This is a genomic window from Klebsiella pneumoniae subsp. pneumoniae HS11286, assembly GCF_000240185.1.
Classification (GTDB): domain Bacteria; phylum Pseudomonadota; class Gammaproteobacteria; order Enterobacterales; family Enterobacteriaceae; genus Klebsiella; species Klebsiella pneumoniae.
In genome coordinates, this window is record NC_016845.1 from 3,373,977 (window position 1) to 3,396,705 (window position 22,729).

Below are 22,729 nucleotides of genomic sequence, written 5' to 3' on the forward strand. Positions count from 1 at the left end.
CCTCACAACGCAGCGCGCAGCGCTTCGCGAATTAGCGTTTCACTGTTGGCGTCCGGACGCGCGATCTTGCTGACCATCCGGCTGGCCTCCTGCGGTTTATAGCCCAGCGCGACCAGCGCGGCAACCGCTTCCTGCTCGGCATCGTCCGCCGTTGGGCCTGCCGGCGAGGCCAGCACCAGATCGGCCGCCGGGGTGAACAGGTCGCCGTGCAGCCCTTTGAAGCGGTCTTTCATCTCAACGATCAGACGTTCAGCGGTTTTTTTGCCAATCCCCGGCAGCTTCACCAGCGAGGCGACCTCTTCCCGTTCAACGGCGTTGACGAACTGCTGCGCCGACATGCCGGAGAGGATCGCCAGCGCCAGCTTGGGCCCCACGCCGTTGGTTTTAATCAGCTCTTTAAACAGGGTACGTTCCTGTTTGTTGTTAAACCCATACAGCAGCTGGGCATCTTCACGCACCACAAAGTGGGTGAAGACGATCGCCTCCTGCCCGGCCTCCGGCAGCTCATAGAAGCAGGTCATTGGCATATGCACTTCATAGCCGACGCCCGCCGTTTCCAGCAACACCAGCGGGGGTTGTTTTTCGAGAATGATGCCTCTGAGTCTGCCTATCACGTGGGGCTCCTGCGTTATGGTCTAAGTATCAGGCGGTATCATAAAAAAAGGCTGGATAGATATCCAGCCTGATTTGCGATTATCGTAAGCGCCCCCGCGCCAGATTGAGCCGGGTCTCGCTGATCTGAGCGGCATTCTGGCTGACATGGCAATGGGTGATGGCGATCGCCAGCGCATCCGCCGCATCCGCCTGCGGATTGGCGGGCAGCTTGAGCAAGGTGCGCACCATATGCTGGACCTGGCTCTTTTCGGCGCTGCCAATCCCGACAACGGTCTGCTTGACCTGACGGGCGGCGTATTCAAACACCGGCAGCGCCTGATTGGTCGCTGCGACGATCGCCACCCCGCGCGCCTGCCCGAGCTTTAACGCCGAGTCGGCATTCTTGGCCATAAAGACCTGCTCAATGGCGAAATAGTCGGGCTGGAACTGGGTGATGATCTCCGTCACCCCGGCGTAGATCAGCTTCAGCCGCGACGGCAGATCGTCCACTTTGGTGCGGATGCATCCGCTGCCCAGATAGCTCAGCTGCCGCCCAACCTGGCGGATCACGCCATAACCGGTAACGCGCGACCCCGGGTCAATGCCGAGAATAATAGCCATCACGCGCCTCCGGTTAACCGTGGATGCGGCTGCATCACAGGGTGGCTGCGACCTCGTCGGAGATCTCGCCGTTATGGTACACTTCCTGCACGTCGTCGCAGTCTTCCAGCATATCGATCAGACGCAGCAGCTTCGGCGCCGTCTCGGCATCCATATCCGCTTTGGTGGACGGAATCATTGAGACTTCGGCAGCGTCGGCTTTCAGGCCGGCGGCTTCCAGCGCGTCGCGCACAGCGCCCATCTCTTCCCAGGCGGTGTAGACGTCGATGGCGCCGTCGTCATAGGTCACCACGTCTTCTGCGCCTGCTTCCAGCGCCGCTTCCATGATAGTGTCTTCATCGCCTTTCTCGAAGGAGATAACGCCTTTCTTGCTGAACAGGTAGGAGACGGAACCGTCGGTGCCGAGGTTACCCCCGGTTTTGGTGAAGGCGTGACGCACTTCCGCAACGGTACGGTTACGGTTGTCGGACAGACATTCCACCATCACCGCGGTGCCGCCAGGGCCGTAACCTTCATAAATGATGGTTTCCATGTTCGCGTCTTCATCGCCGCCGACGCCGCGCGCGATGGCGCGGTTCAGGGTGTCGCGAGTCATGTTGTTAGACAGCGCTTTATCAACGGCCGCACGCAGACGCGGGTTGGAAGCCGGATCGCCGCCGCCCAGACGCGCGGCGGTGACCAGCTCGCGAATGATTTTCGTAAAGATTTTACCGCGTTTGGCATCCTGTGCCGCTTTGCGGTGTTTGGTGTTGGCCCATTTACTATGACCTGCCATAAAAAACTCTCCAAAAAGCGCGCCCTTTCAGGCGGCGTTAATTACAAATTCTTCAATCGCCTGCCGGTTGCTCCACGACTTGGTCAGCGCAGCGGCTTCCGTCGCGCTGACCCAGCGATAGGCCAGATGTTCGGTGAAAGTAATCTCCCGCTCATGAGGCAGCGCAAGACAGAACCAGAATTCCGTATTGCGCTCTACACCCGGCGCATAGCGATGACGCAAATGAGAAAATATCTCGAACTCCACCGTGCGCTGACAGTCGATTAAGGTCAGTTGCTCGCAGGCAACGTCAATGGCGACCTCTTCCTTTACTTCACGCGCGGCGGCCTGCAGCGCGGTCTCTCCAGCTTCCAGGCTGCCGGTGACCGACTGCCAGAACGCGGGATCGTCGCGCCGCTGCAACATCAGCACCCGTTTCGTATCTTCGGCGTAAATGACCACCAGCACCGAAACGGGCAGCTTAAATGACATATTACTTGTTCTCCAGAGACGCTTTTGCCTCTTTCTCCACAACCTGAATACCCAGCTCACCGAGCGCCGCCGGATTGGCGAAGCTTGGCGCTTCGGTCATCAGGCAGGCGGCCGCGGTGGTTTTCGGGAAAGCGATAACGTCGCGGATGTTATCGGTACCGGTCAGCAGCATGGTCAGACGGTCAAGACCGAAGGCCAGACCTGCATGCGGCGGCGTACCGTACTTCAGCGCATCCAGCAGGAAGCCGAATTTCTCACGCTGTTCCTGTTCGTTAATGCCCAGAATACCAAATACGGTCTGCTGCATCTCGCCGCGGTGGATTCGCACCGAACCGCCGCCGACTTCATAACCGTTAATAACCATATCGTAGGCGTTGGCTACAGCCTCTTCCGGGGCGGCTTTCAGCTCATCCGCGGTCATATCTTTCGGCGAGGTGAACGGATGGTGCATCGCCGTCAGGCCGCCTTCGCCGTCGTCTTCGAACATCGGGAAGTCGATCACCCACAGCGGCGCCCATTTGCTCTCGTCAGTCAGACTCAGGTCTTTACCCAGCTTCAGACGCAGCGCGCCCAGCGCGTCGGCCACTACTTTCTTGTTGTCGGCGCCGAAGAAGATCATGTCTCCATCCTGCGCGCCGGTGCGGTCAAGGATCGCTTCCACGATTTCAGCGGTCAGGAATTTGGCCACCGGGCTGTTGATCCCGTCCATGCCTTTGGCACGCTCGGTCACTTTAATATAGGCCAGCCCTTTCGCGCCGTAGATCTTCACAAAGTTGCCGTATTCGTCAATCAGCTTGCGGGTCAGAGAGGCCCCGCCCGGGACGCGCAGGGCCGCCACGCGCCCTTTCGGATCGTTGGCCGGGCCGGCAAAGACCGCGAATTCCACAGACTTCAGCAGGTCGGCGACGTCCACCAGCTCCATCGGGTTACGCAGATCCGGTTTATCGGAGCCATAGCGACGTTCGGCTTCGGCGAAGGTCATGATCGGGAACTCGCCCAGGTCGACGCCTTTCACTTCCAGCCACAGCTGACGCACCATCGCCTCCATGATCTCACGCACCTGCGGCGCGGTCATAAAGGAGGTTTCCACGTCGATCTGGGTGAATTCAGGCTGACGGTCGGCACGCAGGTCTTCATCGCGGAAGCATTTGACGATCTGATAGTAGCGGTCGAAGCCGGACATCATCAGCAGCTGTTTGAACAGCTGCGGCGACTGCGGCAGCGCGTAGAATTTGCCTTTGTGCACGCGGGAAGGCACGAGGTAATCGCGGGCGCCTTCCGGGGTGGCTTTAGTCAGCATCGGGGTTTCGATGTCGAGGAAGCCATGGTCGTCCATAAAGCGGCGCACAAAGCTGGTAATTTTCGCGCGGGTTTTCAGGCGCTGCGCCATCTCCGGACGACGCAGGTCGAGGTAGCGGTATTTCAGACGCGCTTCTTCGGTGTTGACGTGATTGGAGTCCAGCGGCAGCGATTCTGAGCGGTTAATGATCGTCAGATCGGAAGCCAGCACTTCGATAGCGCCGGTGGCCATGTCCGCGTTGATGTTTTTCTCTTCACGCGCGCGAACGGTGCCAGTGACCTGAATGCAGAACTCATTACGCAGTTCAGAGGCTAACTTCAACGCATCCGCACGATCCGGATCGAAAAACACCTGAACGATGCCTTCGCGGTCGCGCATATCGATAAAAATGAGGCTACCGAGATCGCGACGGCGGTTGACCCAACCACACAGAGTCACCTGCTGCCCAACGTGGGACTGTCGAAGCTGTCCGCAATATTCTGTACGCATGAGATATCCCTTAACTTAGCCGTCGGCGGATTGTCGTCTGCCCTGCAGGCGACGAGGTCGCAGCTTTAGCTGATGTCACAACTGAATGAAAAAAGGCGGCTATTATACTGGAAATTCTGTCGTTCGATAAGTCCGACGCACGATGTACGCTGCTTTGCTGCGCGCTTAACGTCCACACTCACATAAATTAACAAAATTTGTTACTCTTTTGCTGAAGCCGCAAAGGTATTGTAGCCGCCTGACAACAGATGAAGATACGGGGATACCATGTTAGAACTCAATGCAAAAAACACGGCGCTGGTGGTAATCGATCTGCAGGAAGGCATTCTGCCTTTCGCCGGCGGCCCGCATCGGGCTGACGAGGTGGTGGCGCGCGCCGCTCGCCTGGCAGACAAGTGCCGGCAACAGGGTTCGCCGGTCATCATGGTCCGCGTGGGCTGGTCGGCCGATTTCGCCGAAGCGCTGAAACAGCCTGTCGACGCTCAGGCCGGGGCGCATACGCTGCCCGAAAACTGGTGGACCTACCCGGCCACGCTGGGTAAGCAGGAGAGCGATATCGAAGTGACCAAACGCCAGTGGGGCGCGTTCTATGGCACCGACCTTGAGCTTCAGCTGCGCCGCCGCGGGATCGACACCATTATTCTCTGCGGCATCTCCACCAACATCGGCGTCGAATCCACCGCCCGCAATGCCTGGGAGCTGGGTTTTAACCTGGTCATCGCTGAAGATGCCTGCAGCGCCGCCTCCGCCGAACAGCATCAGGGCAGCATGACGCATATTTTCCCGCGCATCGGCCGGGTGCGCAGTACCGAGGAGATCCTCACGGCGCTATGATTTATATTGGGCTTCCCCAGTGGTCGCACCCGAAATGGGTGCGCCTTGGCATCACCAGCCTTGAAGAGTACGCCCGCCATTTTAACTGCGTGGAGGGCAACACCACCCTGTATGCGCTACCAAAGCCGGAGATTGTCGCCCGCTGGTACGAACAGACTCACGATGACTTCCGCTTCTGCTTCAAATTTCCGGCCACCATCTCGCACCAGGCCGCCCTGCGCCATTGCGACGAGTTAAGCAGCGAATTTTTTGCCCGCCTGGCGCCGCTGGCTTCGCGCATCGGCCAGTACTGGCTGCAGCTGCCGGCGACGTTCGGTCCACGCGATCTCCCCGCGCTATGGCATTTTCTCGACGGACTGCCGAAGGATTTCACCTACGGCGTCGAAGTTCGTCATCCCGAGTTTTTCGCCAAAGGGGAAGCGGAACAGCAGCTCAACCGCGGGCTGCACGAGCGTAACGTCAACCGCGTGATCCTCGACAGCCGCCCGGTCCATAGCGCTGCGGCCACCAGTCCGGCGATGATCGATGCCCAACAAAAGAAACCGAAGGTGCCGGTACATGCGGTGATGACCGCCCGACAGCCAATGGTGCGGTTTATCGGCGGTGACGATATGGTCCATAACCGGGAACTGTTTCGCGTCTGGCTTCAGACCCTGGCGAAGTGGCATCAGTCGGGGACCCCGTGGTTGTTCCTGCATACCCCGGACATTGCTTTCGCCCCGGCGCTGGTGGATACCCTGTGGGGTGACCTGCGCGCTGCCCTGCCGGCGGCAGGAAATGCGCCGTCGATTCCGCAGCAATCTTCTCTTTTCTGATATCCTGCTATCATATCCGGAGCCATCTGCCAGAGTTAAAGGGAGTTTTCGTATGGTCAGCGCGCTGTATGCCGTTTTAGGTGCGTTATTGTTAGTGAAGTTCTCATTTGACGTGGTGCGTCTGCGCACCCAATACCATGTAGGCTACGGTGACGGCGGCTTTAGCGAGCTGCAGGTTGCCATCCGCGTTCACGGCAATGCCGTCGAATATGTGCCGATTGGCCTCATTTTGCTGTTATTTATGGAGATGAACGGCGCTCAGACCTGGATGGTGCACGTTTGCGGGATTTTATTGATTGTCGGGCGACTGATGCACTCCTGGGGTTTTCATCACCGCGTCTACTACTGGCGCCGCTCCGGCATGAGCGCCACCTGGTGCGCGTTGTTGCTAATGGTGCTGGCCAATCTTTGGTATATGCCCTGGGAGTTGGTTTTCTCCCTCCGTTAGCGCACAATACGCCGTTTTCGTTTTTTCGGGTTTAACGTTATGTCTCACCGCGATACGCTTTTTTCCGCGCCGATTGCCAGCCTCGGCGACTGGACCTTTGATGAACGGGTTGCTGAAGTCTTCCCCGATATGATCCAGCGTTCTGTGCCCGGCTACTCCAATATCATCTCGATGATCGGCATGCTGGCCGAGCGCTTCGTTCAGCCCAACACTCAGGTTTACGATCTTGGCTGTTCGCTGGGCGCCGCCACCCTCTCCGTGCGCCGCAATATTAGCCATCCGGGCTGTCGTATTATCGCCATCGATAACTCGCCCGCGATGGTGGAGCGCTGCCGTCGCCATATTGACGCTTATAAAGCGCCGACGCCGGTCGAAGTGATTGAAGGGGATATCCGCGACGTGACCATTGAAAACGCCTCGCTGGTGATCCTGAACTTTACTATTCAGTTCCTTGAGCCGGGCGATCGCCAGGCGATCCTCAATAAAGTCTATCAGGGGCTGAATCGGGGCGGCGCGCTGGTGCTCTCGGAAAAATTCAGCTTCGAAGACGCCCACGTTGGCGAACTGTTGTTCAATATGCATCATGACTTTAAGCGCGCCAACGGCTACAGCGAACTGGAGATCAGCCAGAAACGCAGCATGCTGGAAAATGTGATGCTGACGGACTCTGTCGAAACCCATAAAGCCCGCCTGCGTCAGGCTGGGTTTGAACATGCCGAACTGTGGTTCCAGTGCTTTAACTTTGGCTCGCTGGTGGCTGTTAAAGCCGGGGAGCAGGCATGATCGACTTCAGTAACTTCTATCAACTGATCGCCAAAAGCCCGCTGTCTCACTGGCTGGAGACGCTGCCTGCCCAGGTAGCCGCCTGGCAGCGCGATGCGCTGCACGGCAAGTTTCGTGAATGGGAGCGCGCCGTAGAATTTCTGCCGGAGCTAACGCCCTGGCGTCTGGATCTTCTGCACAGCGTTACCGCCGAGAGCGAAACGCCGCTCAGCGAAGGCCATCAGCGGCGGATCGAAAATCTGCTTAAAAACCTGATGCCGTGGCGCAAAGGCCCTTATTCGCTGTACGGCATCAATATCGATACCGAATGGCGATCCGACTGGAAATGGGAGCGCGTCCTGCCGCACCTGTCCGATCTCACTGGCCGGACTATCCTCGACGTGGGCTGCGGCAGCGGCTATCACATGTGGCGGATGATCGGCGCCGGCGCACATCTGGCGGTCGGTATCGATCCCACCCAGCTGTTCCTGTGCCAGTTTGAAGCGGTGCGTAAGCTGCTCGGTAACGACCAGCGGGCGCATTTGCTGCCGCTGGGCATCGAGCAGCTGCCGGCGCTGGAGGCCTTCGACACCGTGTTCTCGATGGGGGTGCTCTACCACCGCCGCTCGCCGCTGGACCATCTGTGGCAGCTGAAAGATCAGCTGGCGCCAGGGGGCGAGCTGGTGCTGGAGACGCTGGTGGTTGAAGGAGATGAAAATACGGTGCTGGTACCGGGCGACCGCTATGCGCAAATGCGCAACGTCTATTTTATCCCCTCGGCGGCGGCCCTGAAAATGTGGCTGGAGAAGTGCGGGTTTATTGACGTGCGCATCGTCGACGCCTGCGTCACCTCGACAGAGGAGCAGCGACGCACCGAATGGATGACGACCGAATCGCTGGCCGATTTCCTCGACCCACAGGATCAGCGCAAAACGGTGGAAGGCTATCCGGCGCCATTACGGGCTGTGATCATTGCCACCAAACCGGAAACCCAGCAGTCGCTGGCGAAAAAAGCGAGATAAAAAAAGGCCCCTGTTTAATGGGCAGGGGCCTGGTACGGGCAATCATCATATTGGGCGACATGATGTGCAGCAAAAAACCGTTTAACTTCTCCTGGCGGAGATAATCCTTTTCATCTCCGCCACCGCTGCGCCATTCACGGCGTAGCGTCTGTATTCATCGGCATCGGGATCGGCTGACATCGAAACGCCCGGATGACGAAAGCGCATTTCCGACGGCAACCAGTGGCCAGCCGAGCTATGGACCTCTTTCACCCCCGCCTGCAGAAACAGCGGCAGGTTCGCGGCGCGGACTCCCGCACCGGCCATAATGATTGGAGTATCCCCTGCGGCAATAAGTTCCGTAATTAATGAAATACCTTTCTCCGCCGAGGATTGCTGACCGGAAGTCAGGATACGTTTGACCCCCAGCTCACCCAGCGTTTTCCAGGCCTGACGCGGGTCGGCGCACAGATCGAACGCGCGATGAAAGGTCACCGCCAGCGGCCCCGCCGCGGCCATTATTTTTTTCATCCGCGGGATATCGACCTGGCCATCAGCATCCAGCACGCCGGTCACCAGCCCGGGAAAGCCCAGATCCCGCACCATGCGAATATCGTTAAGCATCGCGGCGAACTCTTCCTCGGTGTAGCAGAAATCGCCGCCGCGCGGGCGAACGATCGGATGCACCGGGAGAGTAATCGCCTCGCGGGCCGAGACCAGCACCCCATAAGAGGGGGTTAATCCCCCTTCCTGCGGCGCGGCGCAGAGCTCAATACGATCGGCGCCGCAGCGCTCAGCCTCCCGGGCGCACGCCATGCTGTAGCAACACACTTCCAGTACCGCCATTCCTCTCTCCCTGATCCAGACAACCTTTGCAGCATGTCACAATTTCACGCGGCAGACGCCGCGCGGCTTCACACTGTTACGTATCGGCTTGCTCGCTGGCGACGATTTGTTCAATAGACCATGGATGAAATTTGACCGTCACGCTGCCGTCGGTCACCGCCAGGGTGGGGTTCGGCAGGCGCTCATGCTCCCCTTTCGGCGAGCTGGTTTTGACCACGATCCCCGGCTGGCTGAGTCCGTCATCGGCCAGCAGCGCCAGCGCGCGGGCATTTAAGGTTGCCGGATCGCCGGGCAGGACGATTTCGATATGCTCCCAGCCTTCATGGGGATAACGCTTTTCACCCGGCCACGGCAGCTCAACGATATGGAAGCGCCAGTGCGCCACGCAGACCGGCTCCGCCAGTTTGAACAGGCAAATGGGCCGGCCGTTGATCATATTCTCCGACAGCAGGGTGCCGCACTGCTCCAGACCGCGGCGCCAGCGTTCCGCAGTGGTATTCTGATGACAGCGCAGGGAGATATGGTCGGCGTCGAGCCCGGCGATCTCCAGTCCCAGTCGCGCAGTGAAGCGCTGAAGCGCATCGGAAAATCGCGGGAGATCCGCCGTAATATCGGCCAGTTGTTCATTTTGCTGCCAGTTTGCCATGGGTTTGCTCGTCAATAATGCTCGTCAGTAATGAAAAGGTAATTTACCGTGTTTCGGCCTGCGGACCAACCGCCGCCCCGCTGATGGGCAACTGACCGGCGATGGATTGCGCACGCCAGCGCGCCGCGCGCAATGCTGACGGACGGGGACAAATGCAGTATACTCCCGCCCTAATTTGTCCACATTATGGCGCCGCCTCCCTCGGGGGCAGGCGCATTACACGTAAGGTATTCCGGTGAATATTCAGGCTCTTCTCTCAGAAAAAGTCAGCCAGGCCCTGATCGCGGCAGGCGCGCCTGCCGATTGCGAACCCCAGGTCCGCCAGTCAGCAAAAGTTCAGTTCGGCGACTATCAGGCCAACGGCGTGATGGCTGTCGCCAAAAAGCTGGGTATGGCGCCGCGACAACTTGCAGAGCAGGTACTGTCTCATCTTGACCTCAACGGCATTGCCAACAAGGTTGAAATCGCCGGGCCGGGCTTTATCAATATTTTCCTCGACCCCGCGTTTCTGGCGGACAACGTCAACCGCGCGCTGCAGTCTGAGCGCCTGGGCGTCACGAAACCGCAGGCGCAGACTATCGTCGTCGACTACTCGGCACCCAACGTAGCGAAAGAGATGCACGTCGGCCATCTGCGTTCGACCATCATTGGCGATGCTTCAGTCCGTACCCTGGAGTTCCTGGGTCATAAGGTGATCCGCGCCAACCACGTCGGCGACTGGGGCACCCAGTTCGGGATGCTGATCGCGTATCTGGAAAAACAGCAGCAGGAAAACGCCGGCGAGATGGCCCTGGCCGACCTCGAAGGTTTCTATCGCGAAGCGAAAAAGCACTATGACGAAGACGAAGCCTTCGCCGAGCGCGCGCGCAGCTACGTGGTTAAGCTGCAGGGCGGTGATGAGTACTTCCTGCAGATGTGGCGTAAGCTGGTCGACATCACCATGTCGCAAAACCAGATCACCTACGATCGCCTGAACGTCACCCTGACCCGCGATGACGTGATGGGTGAGAGCCTGTACAACCCGATGCTGCCGGGGATCGTCGCCGATCTGAAAGCCAAAGGGCTGGCGGTTGAGAGCGAAGGCGCTACCGTGGTCTTCCTTGATGAGTACAAAAACAAGGAAGGCGAACCGATGGGCGTCATCATCCAGAAAAAGGATGGCGGCTACCTCTATACCACCACCGATATCGCCTGTGCGAAGTATCGCTATGAAACGCTGCACGCCGACCGCGTGCTCTACTACATCGACTCTCGTCAGCACCAGCACCTGATGCAGGCGTGGACCATCGTGCGCAAGGCAGGCTACGTGCCGGACTCCGTGCCGCTGGAGCACCATATGTTCGGTATGATGCTGGGGAAAGACGGCAAGCCGTTTAAAACCCGCGCCGGCGGTACCGTGAAGCTGGCGGATCTGCTGGACGAAGCGCTGGAGCGCGCCCGTCGCCTGGTGGCCGAGAAGAACCCGGATATGTCGGCTGACGAGCTGGAAAATCTGGCGAAAGTGGTGGGTATCGGCGCGGTTAAATATGCCGACCTGTCGAAAAACCGCACCACCGACTACGTCTTCGACTGGGATAATATGCTGGCGTTCGAAGGCAACACCGCGCCGTATATGCAGTATGCCTATACCCGCGTGCTCTCCGTGTTCCGCAAAGCCGGCATCGACGAAAACGCGATGATCGACGCGCCGGTGGTCATCGCCGAAGATCGCGAAGCTCAGCTGGCCGCGCGCCTGCTGCAGTTTGAAGAGACCCTCTCCGTGGTCGCTCGCGAAGGGACGCCGCACGTGATGTGCGCCTACCTCTACGATCTGGCGGGCCTGTTCTCCGGCTTCTACGAGCACTGCCCGATCCTCAGCGCGGAAAGCGAAGAGACCCGCAACAGCCGTCTGAAGCTGGCGCTGCTCACGGCGAAAACCCTCAAGCTGGGTCTTGATACCCTCGGTATCGAAACCGTCGAGCGTATGTAACAAGCAACCCGGCGAAAGCCGGGTTAGTTTTATTCGGCGCCTCGCCAGCGGGGCGCCCTGCTCAGAAGTACTTGCGTAGATACTCCGTCAGACAAAGGATCGCCATCGCCTGACCGTAGGGCATCGAGGTAAGCGGGATCTGGCGATAAAAGTCGAGGTCTGACCCCATCCCGGTGCCAAATGAGGTCTGCAGCAGCTCCCCCTGCGGCGAAATATTCTGCACAATCCCGCGAATCGCTTTTTCAGCCACCCCGGCGTAGTGCTGCCCGACGTAACGCTTGCGCACCGCTTTGAGAATCCCGTAGGCAAAGCCGGCGGTCGCCGAGGCCTCAAGATAAGAGTGCGGGTCGTCCAGCAAGGTATGCCACAGGCCGCTGTCGTCCTGGCATTTTGCCAAGGCGGCAATCTGTGCGTCGAGGACTGTAATCAGATAGCGCCGTACCGCGTTCCCCTCGGGGAGATCCACCAGTTCCAGAAAATCCGGGATCACCATGGTGAGCCAGCTGTTGCCCCGCGCCCAACGCGCCCGGGCAAAGTTATGCCGCCCCTCATAGTTCCAGCCGTGAAACCACAGCCCGGTCTCCCGGTCCATCAGGTTCTGCACATGGAGCAGGAACTGGTAGGTTGCCTCCTCCACATACTGCGGGCGGTTAAGCAGCTTGCCAATTTTGGCTAACGGCAACACGGTCATCATCAGCGTGTCATCCCACATTTGCTGATGGTTCTCCTCCGCCAGAGTCATGTGCTGCATACCGCCCTGCTCGGTGCGCGGCATCTCGTGCATCGCCCACTCCGCCCAGCTCTCCAGCCACGGCAGATACGCCATACGGCCGGTCTCTTCAAAGCGGTAAGCCAGGGTCAGAAACGGGGCCATAGTATTGACGTTTTTGGTCGTTGCCCCCTCGGCGAAGCGGTCGGCAAACCAGCGATCGATGATATCACGCATCTCGATATCGCCGGTTTGCTGGTAATACTGATAGATGCCGTACAGCCCAACGCCGTGGGTCCACTCCCAGCCGGCCCAGCCTTTGGTATCGATCACGCGCCCGTCATCCAGGCGTAGTAAAAATTGCCCGCTCTCATCCTTAATATTCACCAGGTTTTGCGTCACGTTGCGGATCAGCGCCTGCAGTTCGCTGCGGGCGATAAAACGCTCAGGCTGACGCAGTAATGGGCTATGTTTGACCGGCCAAACTTTCATGTTGTTAACCTCGGGTATATGTCGAATTCAAAGCGCCGCCCTTAATGAGCGCCGGGGCAGCAGGTTTATGACGATTCAGATAGCCAATATTGTTATTGCCCCACAGACAGTCGTAAGGCATCCCCGCCAGCAGCTCGACCACCGCACGGTGTTCCGCACTGGTCTGTTCCGACTGAGCGTAGCCGAGCTCGCGCATTCTGAGGGTCTCGCTGCGCAGGACGCTGTGGGTGTGCAGGTTGAGCTTGAAGCGCAGCGAGACGAGGAAGCCGCAGGCTAACACCACCAGAGTGCCGACGCTGAGGATCAGCAGAATGGTATGGCTGACCCCTTCAGGCTGTATTTTTTGCCCGGAAACAAACCCCGACAACTGCATAATGATCCCCACCAGCATCACCGCCCCCGCCTGCGAGGCTTTGCGGGTCAGGGTCATGATGCCGGCAAAAATCCCCTCCCGGCGCTGGCCGGTGATCGCTTCGTCGACGTCGGCAATATAGGTGTAAGTATTCCACGGTACGTAATTTATCCCGCCGCGTCCCAGTCCGGCGACAGCAGAGATGAGCAGCAATAAGGAATAGACGTCGCTCAGTCCGGCGTAATAGAGCAGCGCGTAGGAGAGTGAGCTCAGGCCAAACAGGACCACCACCATGCGGTACGACGGCGCGGGGCCAAAACGAATGCACAGCGGGATCATGGCGATTACTGCAATAAACTGGAAGATGGCCATCGTCCCCAGCAGGTTCGAGGCGACGGCGGCTTCCTGCATCAGAACAAAGACTACGTAATAGGTAAACACGGCATTGAAGACGTCCTGGGCGATATAGCCCCCCAGATACATGCCGAGGTGCTGGCGGAAAATTTTTATCCGCAGCGTAGAACTCAGCTCAATCACCAGGCGATTGAGGCTCTGAGCAAGGGTTAAGTTTTGTTTTTCCGCTTCCGCCCGCAGGGCCGCTTCCGACCACGCCTCCCGGGGTCGTTCCCAGGTGAAACACCAGACCAGAGTCAGCATCACCGCGCACAGCACCGAGAACACCAGACTGGCATAGAAGAACGAGCTGGCATTATCTTTGCCGAGCCAGGAGAGAAGGATCCCCGGCAGGAAGGAGGCTAAAATCGCCGACATCTGCGCCATCGAAATGCGCGCGCCGGAGAATTTGGTTTTCTGTTTAAAGTCATCGGTCATCTCCGGCACCAGCGTCTCATAGGGCACCAGAATCATGGTATAGACCATATCAAACAGCAGATAGGTCGCCAGGTAGTACCAGAAGCCCATCTCGCCGACCCACATCGCTGAATAGCTGAATACGCAGGGGATGCCGAGCAGAATAAAGAATTTTCTGCGGCCGAAGCGCTTACCAAGCCAGGTGGTGCCAAAGTTATCGGTGAGAAAGCCCATCAGCGGGCTTACCACCGCGTCCAGCACGCGGGCGGCAGCAAAAATAAGCGTGGCCTCAATCGGGGTCAGTCCGCAAAAGGTCGTGTAAAAGTAGAGCAGCCATGCGGCGGTTAACGCCGTCGTGCCGGCGCCGAGAAAATCGCCCGCGCCGTAGGCCAGATAGTTAGCCAGTCCAATTTTTCGTGTTTTCATCGCCGTGATCCTGTGTCTTTTTTTAAAAGAACGCCGACAATCGTTCCGGATTTGCCACCGGAAGGGAGTGGGTACCTGGCTACACTAAAAGCTGTGAAAGGAGGTTACCTTTGTACTTTTGCCACGGAACAGTCGCCGGTGGCAAAATGACAAAGAGATGACGTCGCCACTTCACTCATTTATAAAACGGCATTTCTTTTTAATCAAAAGACAGGTTCACTGATGTGATCTGGCTGGAAGGTCGCCGACTGACGAACAGGCTCGCAAATCCCGGGATCGGCCCTTGCGCAGTCGGGGAAACAGGAGTAAAGAATGGAAGAAAGGGTTATTCCGCGTATCTCAAGGAGGCCAGATGCCTTATACCCATCTGCTGGTTGCCGTCGCGCCAACGCCGGAGAGTCAGGTGTTAATTAAAAAAGCGGTGTCGATAGCCCGCCCCGTTAACGCGAAAGTGAGCTTAATCACTCTCGCTACGGATCCGGAGCTGTATAACCAGTTCGCCGCACCGATGATGGAAAATCTGCGCGAAGTGATGCAGGAAGAGACGCGGGAGTTTCTCAATGAGCTGGCTCGCCACGCGGACTACCCAATAGAAAGAATGACCATCGCCTGCGGCGAGCTAGGCCATCATATTAAGGACTTCTGCCGGTCGCACCGTGTTGATCTGGTGATCTGCGGCAATCACAACCATTCCCTCTTTTCACGCGCCACCTGCTCGGCGAAAAGTATCGTCGGCAGCTGCGGCGTTGATGTCCTGTTGGTTTCCCTTGAAAAGGGCTAACGCCGGTTAGCCCTTTTCCTGAACTAGGCCAGTTTAGGGAAGGTGGCTATCTTCCCCCGCAGACGGCTCTCCTCGCTGCGCGGTGAAATATGCTGCAGATCCTCGACAAAGCGCGCCTGCCAGTTATGAATATCATTTTCTCTGATCACGTCCAGCATCGCTGAATGACGGGCGATACGTTCCGCCAGCGGCATGCTGAGCGCGCGATCCAGCGCGGCGGCAACCTCGTCGCGATCGTAAGGATTGACGATCAGGGCGCTGGTCAGCTCCTGCGCCGCCCCGGCAAACTGCGACAGGACCAGTACGCCAGGGTTATCCGGATCCTGCGCCGCGACGTACTCCTTCGCCACCAGGTTCATACCATCGCGTAGCGGAGTCACCAGCCCGACGTCAGAGTAGCGGAAGACCTTCATCAGCAGCTTACGATCAAAATGCTGGTTCAGATAGTAGAGCGGTGTCCAGCCAAGCTGACCAAACTGTCCGTTGATGCGTCCGGCTGCGGTTTCCAGCTGGTGGCGGATATCCTGATAGGCCTGCACATCGCCGCGGGAGGTCGGCGCGATCTGGGTATAACGGATTTTGCCGTGGTGCTGAGGGTACTTCTCGAGCAGCGTCTCGTAGGCGAGGAATCGCTCCGGCAACCCTTTCGAATAGTCAAGACGCTCCACGGAGAAGATATTCTTCACATTTTTCAGCTCGTTCTTCAGCTGGGCCAGCTTCGGCGGCAGCGGACCTTTAGCGTTGCGCGTAATTTCGTCCGGATCGATCCCTATCGGATAAACCTCGGTACTGAACGCCTTACCCCATGCCTGATAGCGTTTATCGCCGAGGTCGGATAGGCGAGTCTGCATAGCAATGCTGTCGAGAAAAGCGGTTCTGTCGCTTTCGGTCTGGAAGCCCAGCAGATCGTAATCGCACAGTTGCTCCAGCAGCTCAGCGTGCGGCGGCAGAGCGTTAAAAATCTCCGGCGTCGGGAACGGAATGTGTAAGAAAAACCCGATGCGATTGTTCACTCCGCGCTTACGCAGCTCGCTGGCGAAGGGCAGAAGATGGTAATCATGGATCCACAGCGTATCGTCTGGCTCAATCAGCGGCAGAAGCTTGTCCGCCAGCATGGCGTTAACCCGCAGATATCCCTCCCAGGCTTCGCGCTGAAAGCTGACCAGATCAAGACGATAGTGGAAAGCCGGCCACAGCACGGCGTTAGAGAACTGGTTGTAGTATTCATCATGGTCCCGTTCATTAAGGTTGAACGACGCCCAGGAAATATTCCCGCGGGATACCTGCTTGAGCGGCTGCTGGTCATCGCCAATCTCGCCGCTCCAGCCAAACCACAGACCCCCCGCCGCTCTCAGTGCCCCCAGGATGCCGACGGCCAGACCGCCAGCGCTCGATTTTTTATCGTCCGGTAAGGCGATACGGTTAGAGACTACGACTAAACGACTCATGGTCATCCCTCCTTTCGGTTTGCGCGTCATACGCCAGATGTTGCAACCACGTCCTTACAGCGGCGGCATCCGCCAACCGCCAGTGCGCCTGAGTTTCCCCGGCGCCAACTTTTACCGACATTCCCTGCAGTTGATTAACGACGCTGAATCCCGCCTCGTCGGTCAAATCATCGCCGACAAAAACCGGTTCGCGGCCGGCGAATGGCGCCTCCTGCATGAACGCGGTAATCGCCTCCCCTTTGTTGACGCCGCGGGGTTTAATCTCCACCACGCACTTGCCAAGCTGTAACGCCAGCAGCGGATAGCGCTGAACAATCCGCTGCGCCAGCTCCAGCACGGCGCTCTGCTGCTGCGGGGCCTGGCGATAGTGGAGCGCGAAAGCCATCTCTTTACTCTCCAGCTCACATCCCGGGAGCGCTTCCAGCGCCGACGTCAGCTCAGCCGCGATCTCATCGCGCAGCGCTGTCGGCAGAGAGACGATGTAGGTTTTACCATTGATATCACGGCGCTCGGCCCCGTGAACGCCGGCCAGCGGTAGCCGCCAGGGATGGGTTAGCGCGTCAAGTTCAGCCATTGAGCGCCCTGAAATCAATGCCACCGCGCCCCCCTGCTGCTGGGCCAGCGCATTGAGCGCCTGCAGCGTGCTGTCGGGTATCACCACCTGATCGGGGTGCGGTTGGATATCGGCAAGAGTACCGTCGAGGTCAAAGAAAAAAGCGTAGTTTCCGGTTAGCGCAGGCGGTACAGATATCTGGTTATCCACCCTGTTTCCTCCTTATCATGGCCAGCCGAAGCTGGTTGTTAATTATATGTGAGCCATGTAAGTATAGACAGTGTGACCAACCTCGCCATTTTTGATAGTTACCGCCAGCGAAACGGGCGCTGGCGGCAATTACTCTGTAAACTAAAAAGTTCGGTTTAAATTCAGGCCGCACGTTTGGCTTTTTGTTTGTAGCGGTCGAAGATCACCGCCGCCAGCAGGATCACCCCGCGCACGACGTATTGTGAGAATGGCGAGATATTCAGCAGGTTCATCGCATTTTCCACGGTTCCGAGGATCAGGATCCCGGCCACCACGTAGGAGATCTTGCCGATCCCGCCCTTCAGCGACACCCCGCCCAGCACGCAGGCCGAAATAACAATCAGCTCATAGCCAATCGAGGTCATCGGCTGGCCGCTGGTCATCCGCGACGCCAGAATGATACCCGCTGCGGCCGATACCAGACCGGAGAGCACAAAGATAATAATCTTGGTGCGCACCACCGGGACGCCGGCCAGGCGCGCCGCCTCTTCATTGCCGCCAATAGCCAGCGTATTACGGCCAAAGGTGGTTTTGTTTAGTAATAATCCGAAAACCACCAGGCAGGCGACGGTCAGCCAGATCGGCGCCGGCAAACCAAACCAGTTGGCATAGCCGAGGGTGAAGAAACGTTCATCTTCGATCCCCACCGCTTTGCCGTCGGAGATAATATAGGCCAGGCCGCGGACAATCTGCATGGTGGCCAGCGTGGTGATCAGCGCGTTGATCTTAAGGCGCGCAATGACAAAGCCGTTAACCAGGCCACTAAGCGCCCCCAGCAACAGGCCTGCGGCGATCCCCAGCCACAGGCTTTCGCTGAGATTAATCACCACCGCGGTGGTGACCCCGGCGCAGGCGATAACCGACGCCACCGACAGGTCAAAATCGCCGGAGGCCAGGCAAAACAGCATGCCGCAGGCCACCATCCCGGACATCGAGATCGCCAGCCCCAGCCCTTTCATATTGACGAATGAAGCAAAGTTGGGCACAAAAATCACACAGCCGATAAACAGCACCGCAAACACCACCAGCATGCCAAACTGATCCCAGATGCGGGCAAAGCTAAAGGTTGAGCGGGTAGCCCCGGACGTAGTCACTGATGACATCATTTACTCCTTACTCAGGCGACAGCCTGGCTCACTGTTGGCATCGCAAGGCTTAACGCCTGCTGTTCATTGGCTTCTTCATGCAGCAGTTCGCCGGCGATTTGTCCTTCGCGCATCACCACGATGCGGTCAGCGACGCCCAGCACTTCCGGCAGGTCGCTGGAGGCAAACACCACGGCGACACCGGAGGCGGCGAGGCCATAGATCACATTGTAAATTTCATGTTTGGCGCCGACGTCGATGCCGCGGGTTGGCTCATCAAGCAGGATCACCTTCATCTCTTCCGACAGCCAGCGGCCAAGGATCGCTTTCTGCTGGTTGCCGCCCGACAGGTTCATAATCAGCTGTTCCGGGCCCGGCGTTTTAATATTCAGCGACTGGATATGTTGATCGGCGTTGTCCGCCTCCCAGGCGTTGTTGATCAGGCAGCCAGCGTGAATATGCTTGCGCCGGGCGCTGATATTGATGTTATCGCGCACGGAATGCACCGGAATAATCCCCTCCGCTTTACGATCCTCCGGGCACAGCATCATCCCGGCCTGGATGGCCTGGGCCGGTTTGCGAATGGAGACGGGCTGGCCATCGATATACACCTGACCGCCGGTTATCTGCGTGCCGCCAAACAGGCCTTTCATTAGTTCGCTGCGCCCGGCACCTACCAGTCCGAACAAACCGACAATTTCACCGCTGCGCACCGAGAGACTAACCGGCGTGCGCACGCCCGGCGCTTTGACCGCCTCCAGGCGCAGCCGCTCCTCGCCATAGGGGCGAGGCTTCCAGCCATAAATATCGCCCAGATTGCGGCCTACCATTGCCTGGACCAGGGCGTCGTGGCTGACGCTCGGCATATCGTCAAAGGTGCAAACGTAGCGGCCATCTTTAAAGACGGTGATGGCATCGCTGAGGGCAAAAATCTCTTCCATCCGGTGTGAAACATAGATGATGACCCTTCCCTCCTCCCGCAACTCGCGGATGACGCGAAACAGGTTGTCGATCTCTCTGGCGGAGAGCGAGCTGGTCGGCTCATCGAACGCGATAATCTTGGCGTTACGCGCCAGCGCTTTGGCAATCTCCACCATCTGCCATTGACCAATGGAGAGATATTTCAGCGGCGTCTCCGGGTCGATATCCAGACCCAGATGCTCCAGCTGCAGGCGGGCCTCATAGTTGAGCAGCGAGCGATTGACGATGCCGCCTCTGTGCGGCAGCTGACCGAGATAGATATTTTCGGCGACGGTCATCTCCGGGATCAGATGCAGCTCCTGGTAGATAATTGCCACGCCGGCATTCAGCGCCTCCATGGTATTGGCGAATGCCATCTGCTGGCCGCCGATCTGCAGATGGCCCGCGGTCGGGATATAGTTGCCGCTGAGAATTTTCAACAGCGTCGATTTGCCTGCGCCATTTTCGCCCATCAGCGCGTGGATCTGTCCTGGGTAGCAGTCAAAACTGATATCGGACAAGGCCTTTACGCCAGGGAACGTCATGGTGATGCCGCGAAATGAGAGATAAGGGGTAGACTGTTGCATAACGACTCCGCTCTTCTGCACTCAGCCCCCGCGCCGCGGCGGGGGCCAGTTTAATCAGGCTGTTACAGCCCTTTTTTCGCCAGCTCTTCTTTGAAGTTATCGCGGGTAATCAGCACCACATCGGTCACCGCCGTGAACTTCGGCGGCTCGACGCCCTTGGTGACCCAGTTGTAGAGCATTTCGCTGGTTTTGTAGCCGTGGATATCCGGGCTTGGCAGCAGAGAACCATAGAAGCCGGTCGGCTGCGCCTTCGACAGTTCGTTGACGGCATCCACGCCGTTGATGCCGATGCCAATCACATCGGGAGCTTTAAAGCCCTGACCTTCGGTCGCGCGCACGCCGCCGAGGACGGTGTTGTCGTTCATCCCGACGATCAGCCAGTGTTTAACCTGCGGATGCTGGACCAGCATCGAGTTACCGGCGTCGAACGCTCCCGGGATATCGTTGGATTTTGTCGGCACGCGGTAGATTTGCGCGTCCGGGAAGCCGGCCGCCTTCAGGGCATCGATGGAGCCGGTGGTGCGACGGCGCGCGGTATCCAGCTCATCGGCGGTGATCGCCATTACGGCGGTGTCTTTGACATCCCAGCCGCGCTTTTGCATCTCTTTATAGAGTTCCTGCCCCTGACGGGCGCCAATTTCGCTCGCCGCCATCATCACCAGCGGTACGCTCTCCATCGGTTTGCCTTTCGCATTGACGAACTGGTCATCGACGGTAATCACCTTCATGTCATAGCCACGCGCTTTGGCGACAATCGCCGACCCGAGCTTGGGATCGGGGGTACAGATGACAAAGCCCTTCGCGCCGCTGGCCGCCAGGCTGTCAATGGCATTCAGGGTTTTCTCCCCATCCGGGACCGCAATTTTAATAACGTCAAAGCCTAAATCTTTTCCTGCTTTATCAGCAAATTTCCACTCAGTCTGAAACCATGGCTCTTCCGGCTGTTTCACCAGAAAACCCAGTTTAAGATTTTCCGCCATAGCTGATTGTGACATAACCGCAGCGAGACCAATGGCCGCCAGCGCTTTAGTAAATTTGTGCATGGTAAACTCCAGCTTTAATTCGCTTTCATGTAGGGAAAAATCGGAATTAACAATTTAATCGGCATCAAAACAAGGCATTAGAAAAATCGCATTCCCCACTGCCGTTGTTAGAGTAGTAATACCCGGAAATTATTTCTCCATACGAGAGCATTATCACATCGCGGAATTACAGTAATTGCGTACATACATTTAGCAAAAAATGACATAAAAAATGACACAATTGTCATACAATTTTACCGGGGCATAGCAGGATCATCTATACCATCAGCAGGCTTATCCTTGTGTTGTCAGAGGATGTTTAACGGTGGGTTAAAGCACTGTTATCATCAGCGATTGACGGCGCTGCTACGGGCGATCGCCTGTGCGCCACTCAAATGGCAACCCACCTCGCACCGCTGAGCCACATGGCCCGCTTAATATCGCGAAAAAACGGATCTTTGGCGTAATTTATTGCGAAAAGAAAAAATATATTCCTCTTGATAAAAGCGCCTGCAACAAAAAATAAAAATAATGATCATCAACCTGAAACATTACTAATGAAATAACTTATTCCGTTCTCTTCTACGACGAATCTCGTAGTCAAATACTTATATCTTATAACCAATCTGAAACCAGCGAGCCCCTGCCAACGGCGCACAATCTCAGCCCTGGTAGTTTGCACAAATAATGGTGTAACAAAACGTAAATTACCGCGCTTGAGAGTTTTCTTAATTTCGTTGAGCGAGTATTCTTAAATCGTCGGCAAATGGAAAAAATACCCGACTCATACGGAATGTGTAGAGTTTTATTATTCTGCAACAGTGCCGCGTGTCACTATTTTATCTTGTAGTTATCCGCAGGATCCGCTGACGCGCACCAGTAACCCCTTCCCGATTAATAAGGATATTTTTTATGGCAGTTCCAGGAATGGCACAAAAGCTAAACACCCAAATGAATCTTGAGTTTCACGCCTCTAACGTTTACCTGAACTTAAGTGAGTGGTGCGCCCGACATCGCTTCGACGGCGCCGCGACGTTTCTGCGCACCCGCGCGCAAAGCAGCATCACCCTCACTATGCGCGTATTTGACTACCTGAAAAAAGCCGGCAGCTGGCCGATCGTCAATCCCGACCACGCCTGTAACCCTGAGTGCACCTCGCTGGAAGATCTGTTTACCCAAACCCTGAGCGATTACCAACAGCGCAGTCGTCTGCTGAGCGGTCTCGCTCAGGAAGCCAAAGCGCAAAGCGATGACAGCACCTGGCGGTTTCTCACGCTGTTGGCGGAAGAGCAGCAGCAGGATGGCCTGCTATTGCAAAGCGTGCTTGAGGAAATTCGTAATGCCGATAAAGCCGGTCTCGGGATGGAGCAGACCGATCGGCGTCTGATGGCTATCGTTGGAGAAGCGCAGAAAGCGCATTAATCAAGCCTTTATCGCTCTGCCAGGGGGAGCGCGTCTGCGCTGCCCCGCCCGGTTTATTAATCCATTACGTCTATTTTTTCTCCCCTATTATTCCTTTCAAGAATAAAAAAGTTTTAACTCGATCCCATTCCCTCATCACCGTTACCCCATAAGGGGGATTAGTGAGCGCGGTCACTTTTTGACGAACCATAAAGAAATATAAAAACAGTGTTTCAAAAATATAAAACACGAGGTTTATTTTTATGGCTAGATACACGGCTTC

At 57.3% G+C, this 22,729-nt stretch carries 24 protein-coding genes; 9 read left to right on the forward strand and 15 right to left on the reverse strand.

Annotated features, from left to right (window positions below; genetic code table 11):
- Positions 1–2: 2 nt before the first annotated feature.
- The 5 genes from KPHS_33970 to KPHS_34010 form a co-directional block, all read right to left on the reverse strand.
- Positions 3–614 carry a Holliday junction DNA helicase motor protein gene (locus KPHS_33970; RefSeq protein ID YP_005227697.1) on the reverse strand — a complete coding sequence of 204 codons (612 nt, stop codon included), beginning with the start codon at positions 612–614 and terminating at the stop codon, positions 3–5.
- 79 nt (positions 615–693) lie between these two features.
- Positions 694–1,215, reverse strand: coding sequence for a Holliday junction resolvase (locus KPHS_33980; RefSeq protein YP_005227698.1), 522 nt, complete (start codon positions 1,213–1,215; stop codon positions 694–696).
- A 34-nt stretch (positions 1,216–1,249) separates the two neighbouring features.
- Positions 1,250–1,990 carry a YebC/PmpR family DNA-binding transcriptional regulator gene (locus tag KPHS_33990; RefSeq protein ID YP_005227699.1) on the reverse strand — a complete coding sequence of 247 codons (741 nt, stop codon included), beginning with the start codon at positions 1,988–1,990 and terminating at the stop codon, positions 1,250–1,252.
- A 27-nt stretch (positions 1,991–2,017) separates the two neighbouring features.
- Entirely contained in the window at positions 2,018–2,461 is a 444-nt protein-coding gene (locus KPHS_34000) for a dATP pyrophosphohydrolase (protein ID YP_005227700.1), read from the reverse strand.
- Position 2,462: 1 nt separating this feature from the next.
- On the reverse strand, positions 2,463–4,250 hold the full coding sequence (locus KPHS_34010; protein ID YP_005227701.1) for an aspartyl-tRNA synthetase: 1,788 nt from the start codon (positions 4,248–4,250) through the stop codon (positions 2,463–2,465).
- 267 nt (positions 4,251–4,517) lie between these two features.
- On the opposite strand from KPHS_34010, the gene KPHS_34020 reads away from it, so the two are divergent.
- Genes KPHS_34020 through KPHS_34060 form a run of 5 tightly spaced genes read left to right on the forward strand, consistent with a single transcriptional unit; the run spans position 4,518 to position 8,131 of the window.
- Positions 4,518–5,084, forward strand: a complete 567-nt coding sequence (locus KPHS_34020; protein YP_005227702.1) for a hydrolase — start codon at positions 4,518–4,520, stop codon at positions 5,082–5,084.
- Entirely contained in the window at positions 5,081–5,899 is an 819-nt protein-coding gene (locus KPHS_34030) for a DUF72 domain-containing protein (protein ID YP_005227703.1), read from the forward strand. Before KPHS_34020 ends, KPHS_34030 begins: the two co-directional genes overlap by 4 nt.
- A gap of 52 nt (positions 5,900–5,951) precedes the next feature.
- Positions 5,952–6,347, forward strand: a complete 396-nt coding sequence (locus KPHS_34040; protein YP_005227704.1) for an MAPEG family protein — start codon at positions 5,952–5,954, stop codon at positions 6,345–6,347.
- Positions 6,348–6,386: 39 nt separating this feature from the next.
- Positions 6,387–7,130, forward strand: a complete 744-nt coding sequence (locus tag KPHS_34050; protein ID YP_005227705.1) for a putative methyltransferase — start codon at positions 6,387–6,389, stop codon at positions 7,128–7,130.
- Entirely contained in the window at positions 7,127–8,131 is a 1,005-nt protein-coding gene (locus KPHS_34060; RefSeq protein YP_005227706.1) for a putative methyltransferase, read from the forward strand. Before KPHS_34050 ends, KPHS_34060 begins: the two co-directional genes overlap by 4 nt.
- Before the next feature lie 81 nt (positions 8,132–8,212).
- Here the strand turns inward: KPHS_34060 and KPHS_34070 are convergent, their stop codons facing one another.
- Both KPHS_34070 and KPHS_34080 read right to left on the reverse strand, forming a co-directional pair.
- Positions 8,213–8,956 (reverse strand): copper homeostasis protein, encoded by a 744-nt coding sequence (locus KPHS_34070; protein ID YP_005227707.1) that lies wholly within the window; start codon positions 8,954–8,956, stop codon positions 8,213–8,215.
- Positions 8,957–9,032: 76 nt separating this feature from the next.
- Positions 9,033–9,602, reverse strand: a complete 570-nt coding sequence (locus tag KPHS_34080; RefSeq protein ID YP_005227708.1) for a VOC family protein — start codon at positions 9,600–9,602, stop codon at positions 9,033–9,035.
- A gap of 235 nt (positions 9,603–9,837) precedes the next feature.
- Here KPHS_34080 and KPHS_34090 point away from each other — a divergent pair, with 235 nt between their 5' ends.
- Positions 9,838–11,571, forward strand: coding sequence for an arginyl-tRNA synthetase (locus KPHS_34090; RefSeq protein YP_005227709.1), 1,734 nt, complete (start codon positions 9,838–9,840; stop codon positions 11,569–11,571).
- 61 nt (positions 11,572–11,632) lie between these two features.
- Here KPHS_34090 and KPHS_34100 read toward each other — a convergent pair whose 3' ends face one another.
- Together KPHS_34100 and KPHS_34110 are read right to left on the reverse strand one after the other, a co-directional pair.
- Positions 11,633–12,772, reverse strand: a complete 1,140-nt coding sequence (locus KPHS_34100) for a putative cytoplasmic protein (RefSeq protein YP_005227710.1) — start codon at positions 12,770–12,772, stop codon at positions 11,633–11,635.
- A gap of 4 nt (positions 12,773–12,776) precedes the next feature.
- The gene (locus KPHS_34110) at positions 12,777–14,360 is read right to left on the reverse strand and encodes a putative oligogalacturonide transporter (RefSeq protein ID YP_005227711.1); all 1,584 of its coding nucleotides are present in this window, start codon (positions 14,358–14,360) and stop codon (positions 12,777–12,779) included.
- Between the two features lie 352 nt (positions 14,361–14,712).
- Between KPHS_34110 and KPHS_34120 the strand changes: the two genes are divergently transcribed.
- Positions 14,713–15,141, forward strand: a complete 429-nt coding sequence (locus KPHS_34120) for a universal stress protein C (protein ID YP_005227712.1) — start codon at positions 14,713–14,715, stop codon at positions 15,139–15,141.
- Between the two features lie 23 nt (positions 15,142–15,164).
- On the opposite strand, the gene KPHS_34130 is transcribed toward KPHS_34120, so the two are convergent.
- The 5 genes from KPHS_34130 to KPHS_34170 form a co-directional block, all read right to left on the reverse strand.
- The gene (locus KPHS_34130) at positions 15,165–16,589 is read right to left on the reverse strand and encodes an alpha,alpha-trehalose-phosphate synthase (protein ID YP_005227713.1); all 1,425 of its coding nucleotides are present in this window, start codon (positions 16,587–16,589) and stop codon (positions 15,165–15,167) included.
- The gene (locus tag KPHS_34140; protein ID YP_005227714.1) at positions 16,564–17,352 is read right to left on the reverse strand and encodes a trehalose-6-phosphate phosphatase; all 789 of its coding nucleotides are present in this window, start codon (positions 17,350–17,352) and stop codon (positions 16,564–16,566) included. The genes KPHS_34130 and KPHS_34140 overlap by 26 nt, the downstream gene beginning before the upstream one ends.
- A 161-nt stretch (positions 17,353–17,513) precedes the next feature.
- Positions 17,514–18,494, reverse strand: a complete 981-nt coding sequence (locus KPHS_34150) for an L-arabinose transport system permease component (protein ID YP_005227715.1) — start codon at positions 18,492–18,494, stop codon at positions 17,514–17,516.
- A 14-nt stretch (positions 18,495–18,508) separates the two neighbouring features.
- A complete protein-coding gene (locus KPHS_34160) occupies positions 18,509–20,023 on the reverse strand; it encodes an L-arabinose transporter ATP-binding protein (RefSeq protein ID YP_005227716.1) in 1,515 nt (504 codons plus the stop codon).
- A 62-nt stretch (positions 20,024–20,085) separates the two neighbouring features.
- Positions 20,086–21,066, reverse strand: coding sequence for an L-arabinose-binding periplasmic protein (locus KPHS_34170; protein YP_005227717.1), 981 nt, complete (start codon positions 21,064–21,066; stop codon positions 20,086–20,088).
- A gap of 361 nt (positions 21,067–21,427) precedes the next feature.
- Between KPHS_34170 and KPHS_34180 the strand changes: the two genes are divergently transcribed.
- On the forward strand, positions 21,428–21,571 hold the full coding sequence (locus tag KPHS_34180) for a hypothetical protein (RefSeq protein ID YP_005227718.1): 144 nt from the start codon (positions 21,428–21,430) through the stop codon (positions 21,569–21,571).
- Between the two features lie 386 nt (positions 21,572–21,957).
- The gene (locus KPHS_34190) at positions 21,958–22,467 is read left to right on the forward strand and encodes a ferritin-like protein (RefSeq protein ID YP_005227719.1); all 510 of its coding nucleotides are present in this window, start codon (positions 21,958–21,960) and stop codon (positions 22,465–22,467) included.
- A gap of 70 nt (positions 22,468–22,537) precedes the next feature.
- Here KPHS_34190 and KPHS_34200 read toward each other — a convergent pair whose 3' ends face one another.
- Positions 22,538–22,696 carry a succinate dehydrogenase gene (locus KPHS_34200; protein ID YP_005227720.1) on the reverse strand — a complete coding sequence of 53 codons (159 nt, stop codon included), beginning with the start codon at positions 22,694–22,696 and terminating at the stop codon, positions 22,538–22,540.
- Positions 22,697–22,729 lie beyond the last annotated feature (33 nt).

Excerpts from the sequence above, each read along its gene's own strand:
- KPHS_34110 (YP_005227711.1), bottom strand. The coding sequence starts at position 14,360 with ATGAAAACACGAAAAATTGGACTGGCTAACTATCTGGCCTACGGCGCG.
- KPHS_34010 (YP_005227701.1), bottom strand. The coding sequence starts at position 4,250 with ATGCGTACAGAATATTGCGGACAGCTTCGACAGTCCCACGTTGGGCAG.
- KPHS_34060 (YP_005227706.1), top strand. The coding sequence starts at position 7,127 with ATGATCGACTTCAGTAACTTCTATCAACTGATCGCCAAAAGCCCGCTG.
- KPHS_33990 (YP_005227699.1), bottom strand. The coding sequence starts at position 1,990 with ATGGCAGGTCATAGTAAATGGGCCAACACCAAACACCGCAAAGCGGCA.
- KPHS_34160 (YP_005227716.1), bottom strand. The coding sequence starts at position 20,023 with ATGCAACAGTCTACCCCTTATCTCTCATTTCGCGGCATCACCATGACG.
- KPHS_34030 (YP_005227703.1), top strand. The coding sequence starts at position 5,081 with ATGATTTATATTGGGCTTCCCCAGTGGTCGCACCCGAAATGGGTGCGC.
- KPHS_34120 (YP_005227712.1), top strand. The coding sequence starts at position 14,713 with ATGCCTTATACCCATCTGCTGGTTGCCGTCGCGCCAACGCCGGAGAGT.
- KPHS_34170 (YP_005227717.1), bottom strand. The coding sequence starts at position 21,066 with ATGCACAAATTTACTAAAGCGCTGGCGGCCATTGGTCTCGCTGCGGTT.
- KPHS_34020 (YP_005227702.1), top strand. The coding sequence starts at position 4,518 with ATGTTAGAACTCAATGCAAAAAACACGGCGCTGGTGGTAATCGATCTG.
- KPHS_34150 (YP_005227715.1), bottom strand. The coding sequence starts at position 18,494 with ATGTCATCAGTGACTACGTCCGGGGCTACCCGCTCAACCTTTAGCTTT.
- KPHS_34190 (YP_005227719.1), top strand. The coding sequence starts at position 21,958 with ATGGCAGTTCCAGGAATGGCACAAAAGCTAAACACCCAAATGAATCTT.
- KPHS_34130 (YP_005227713.1), bottom strand. The coding sequence starts at position 16,589 with ATGAGTCGTTTAGTCGTAGTCTCTAACCGTATCGCCTTACCGGACGAT.
- KPHS_34040 (YP_005227704.1), top strand. The coding sequence starts at position 5,952 with ATGGTCAGCGCGCTGTATGCCGTTTTAGGTGCGTTATTGTTAGTGAAG.
- KPHS_34050 (YP_005227705.1), top strand. The coding sequence starts at position 6,387 with ATGTCTCACCGCGATACGCTTTTTTCCGCGCCGATTGCCAGCCTCGGC.
- KPHS_33980 (YP_005227698.1), bottom strand. The coding sequence starts at position 1,215 with ATGGCTATTATTCTCGGCATTGACCCGGGGTCGCGCGTTACCGGTTAT.
- KPHS_34000 (YP_005227700.1), bottom strand. The coding sequence starts at position 2,461 with ATGTCATTTAAGCTGCCCGTTTCGGTGCTGGTGGTCATTTACGCCGAA.
- KPHS_34100 (YP_005227710.1), bottom strand. The coding sequence starts at position 12,772 with ATGAAAGTTTGGCCGGTCAAACATAGCCCATTACTGCGTCAGCCTGAG.
- KPHS_34080 (YP_005227708.1), bottom strand. The coding sequence starts at position 9,602 with ATGGCAAACTGGCAGCAAAATGAACAACTGGCCGATATTACGGCGGAT.
- KPHS_34070 (YP_005227707.1), bottom strand. The coding sequence starts at position 8,956 with ATGGCGGTACTGGAAGTGTGTTGCTACAGCATGGCGTGCGCCCGGGAG.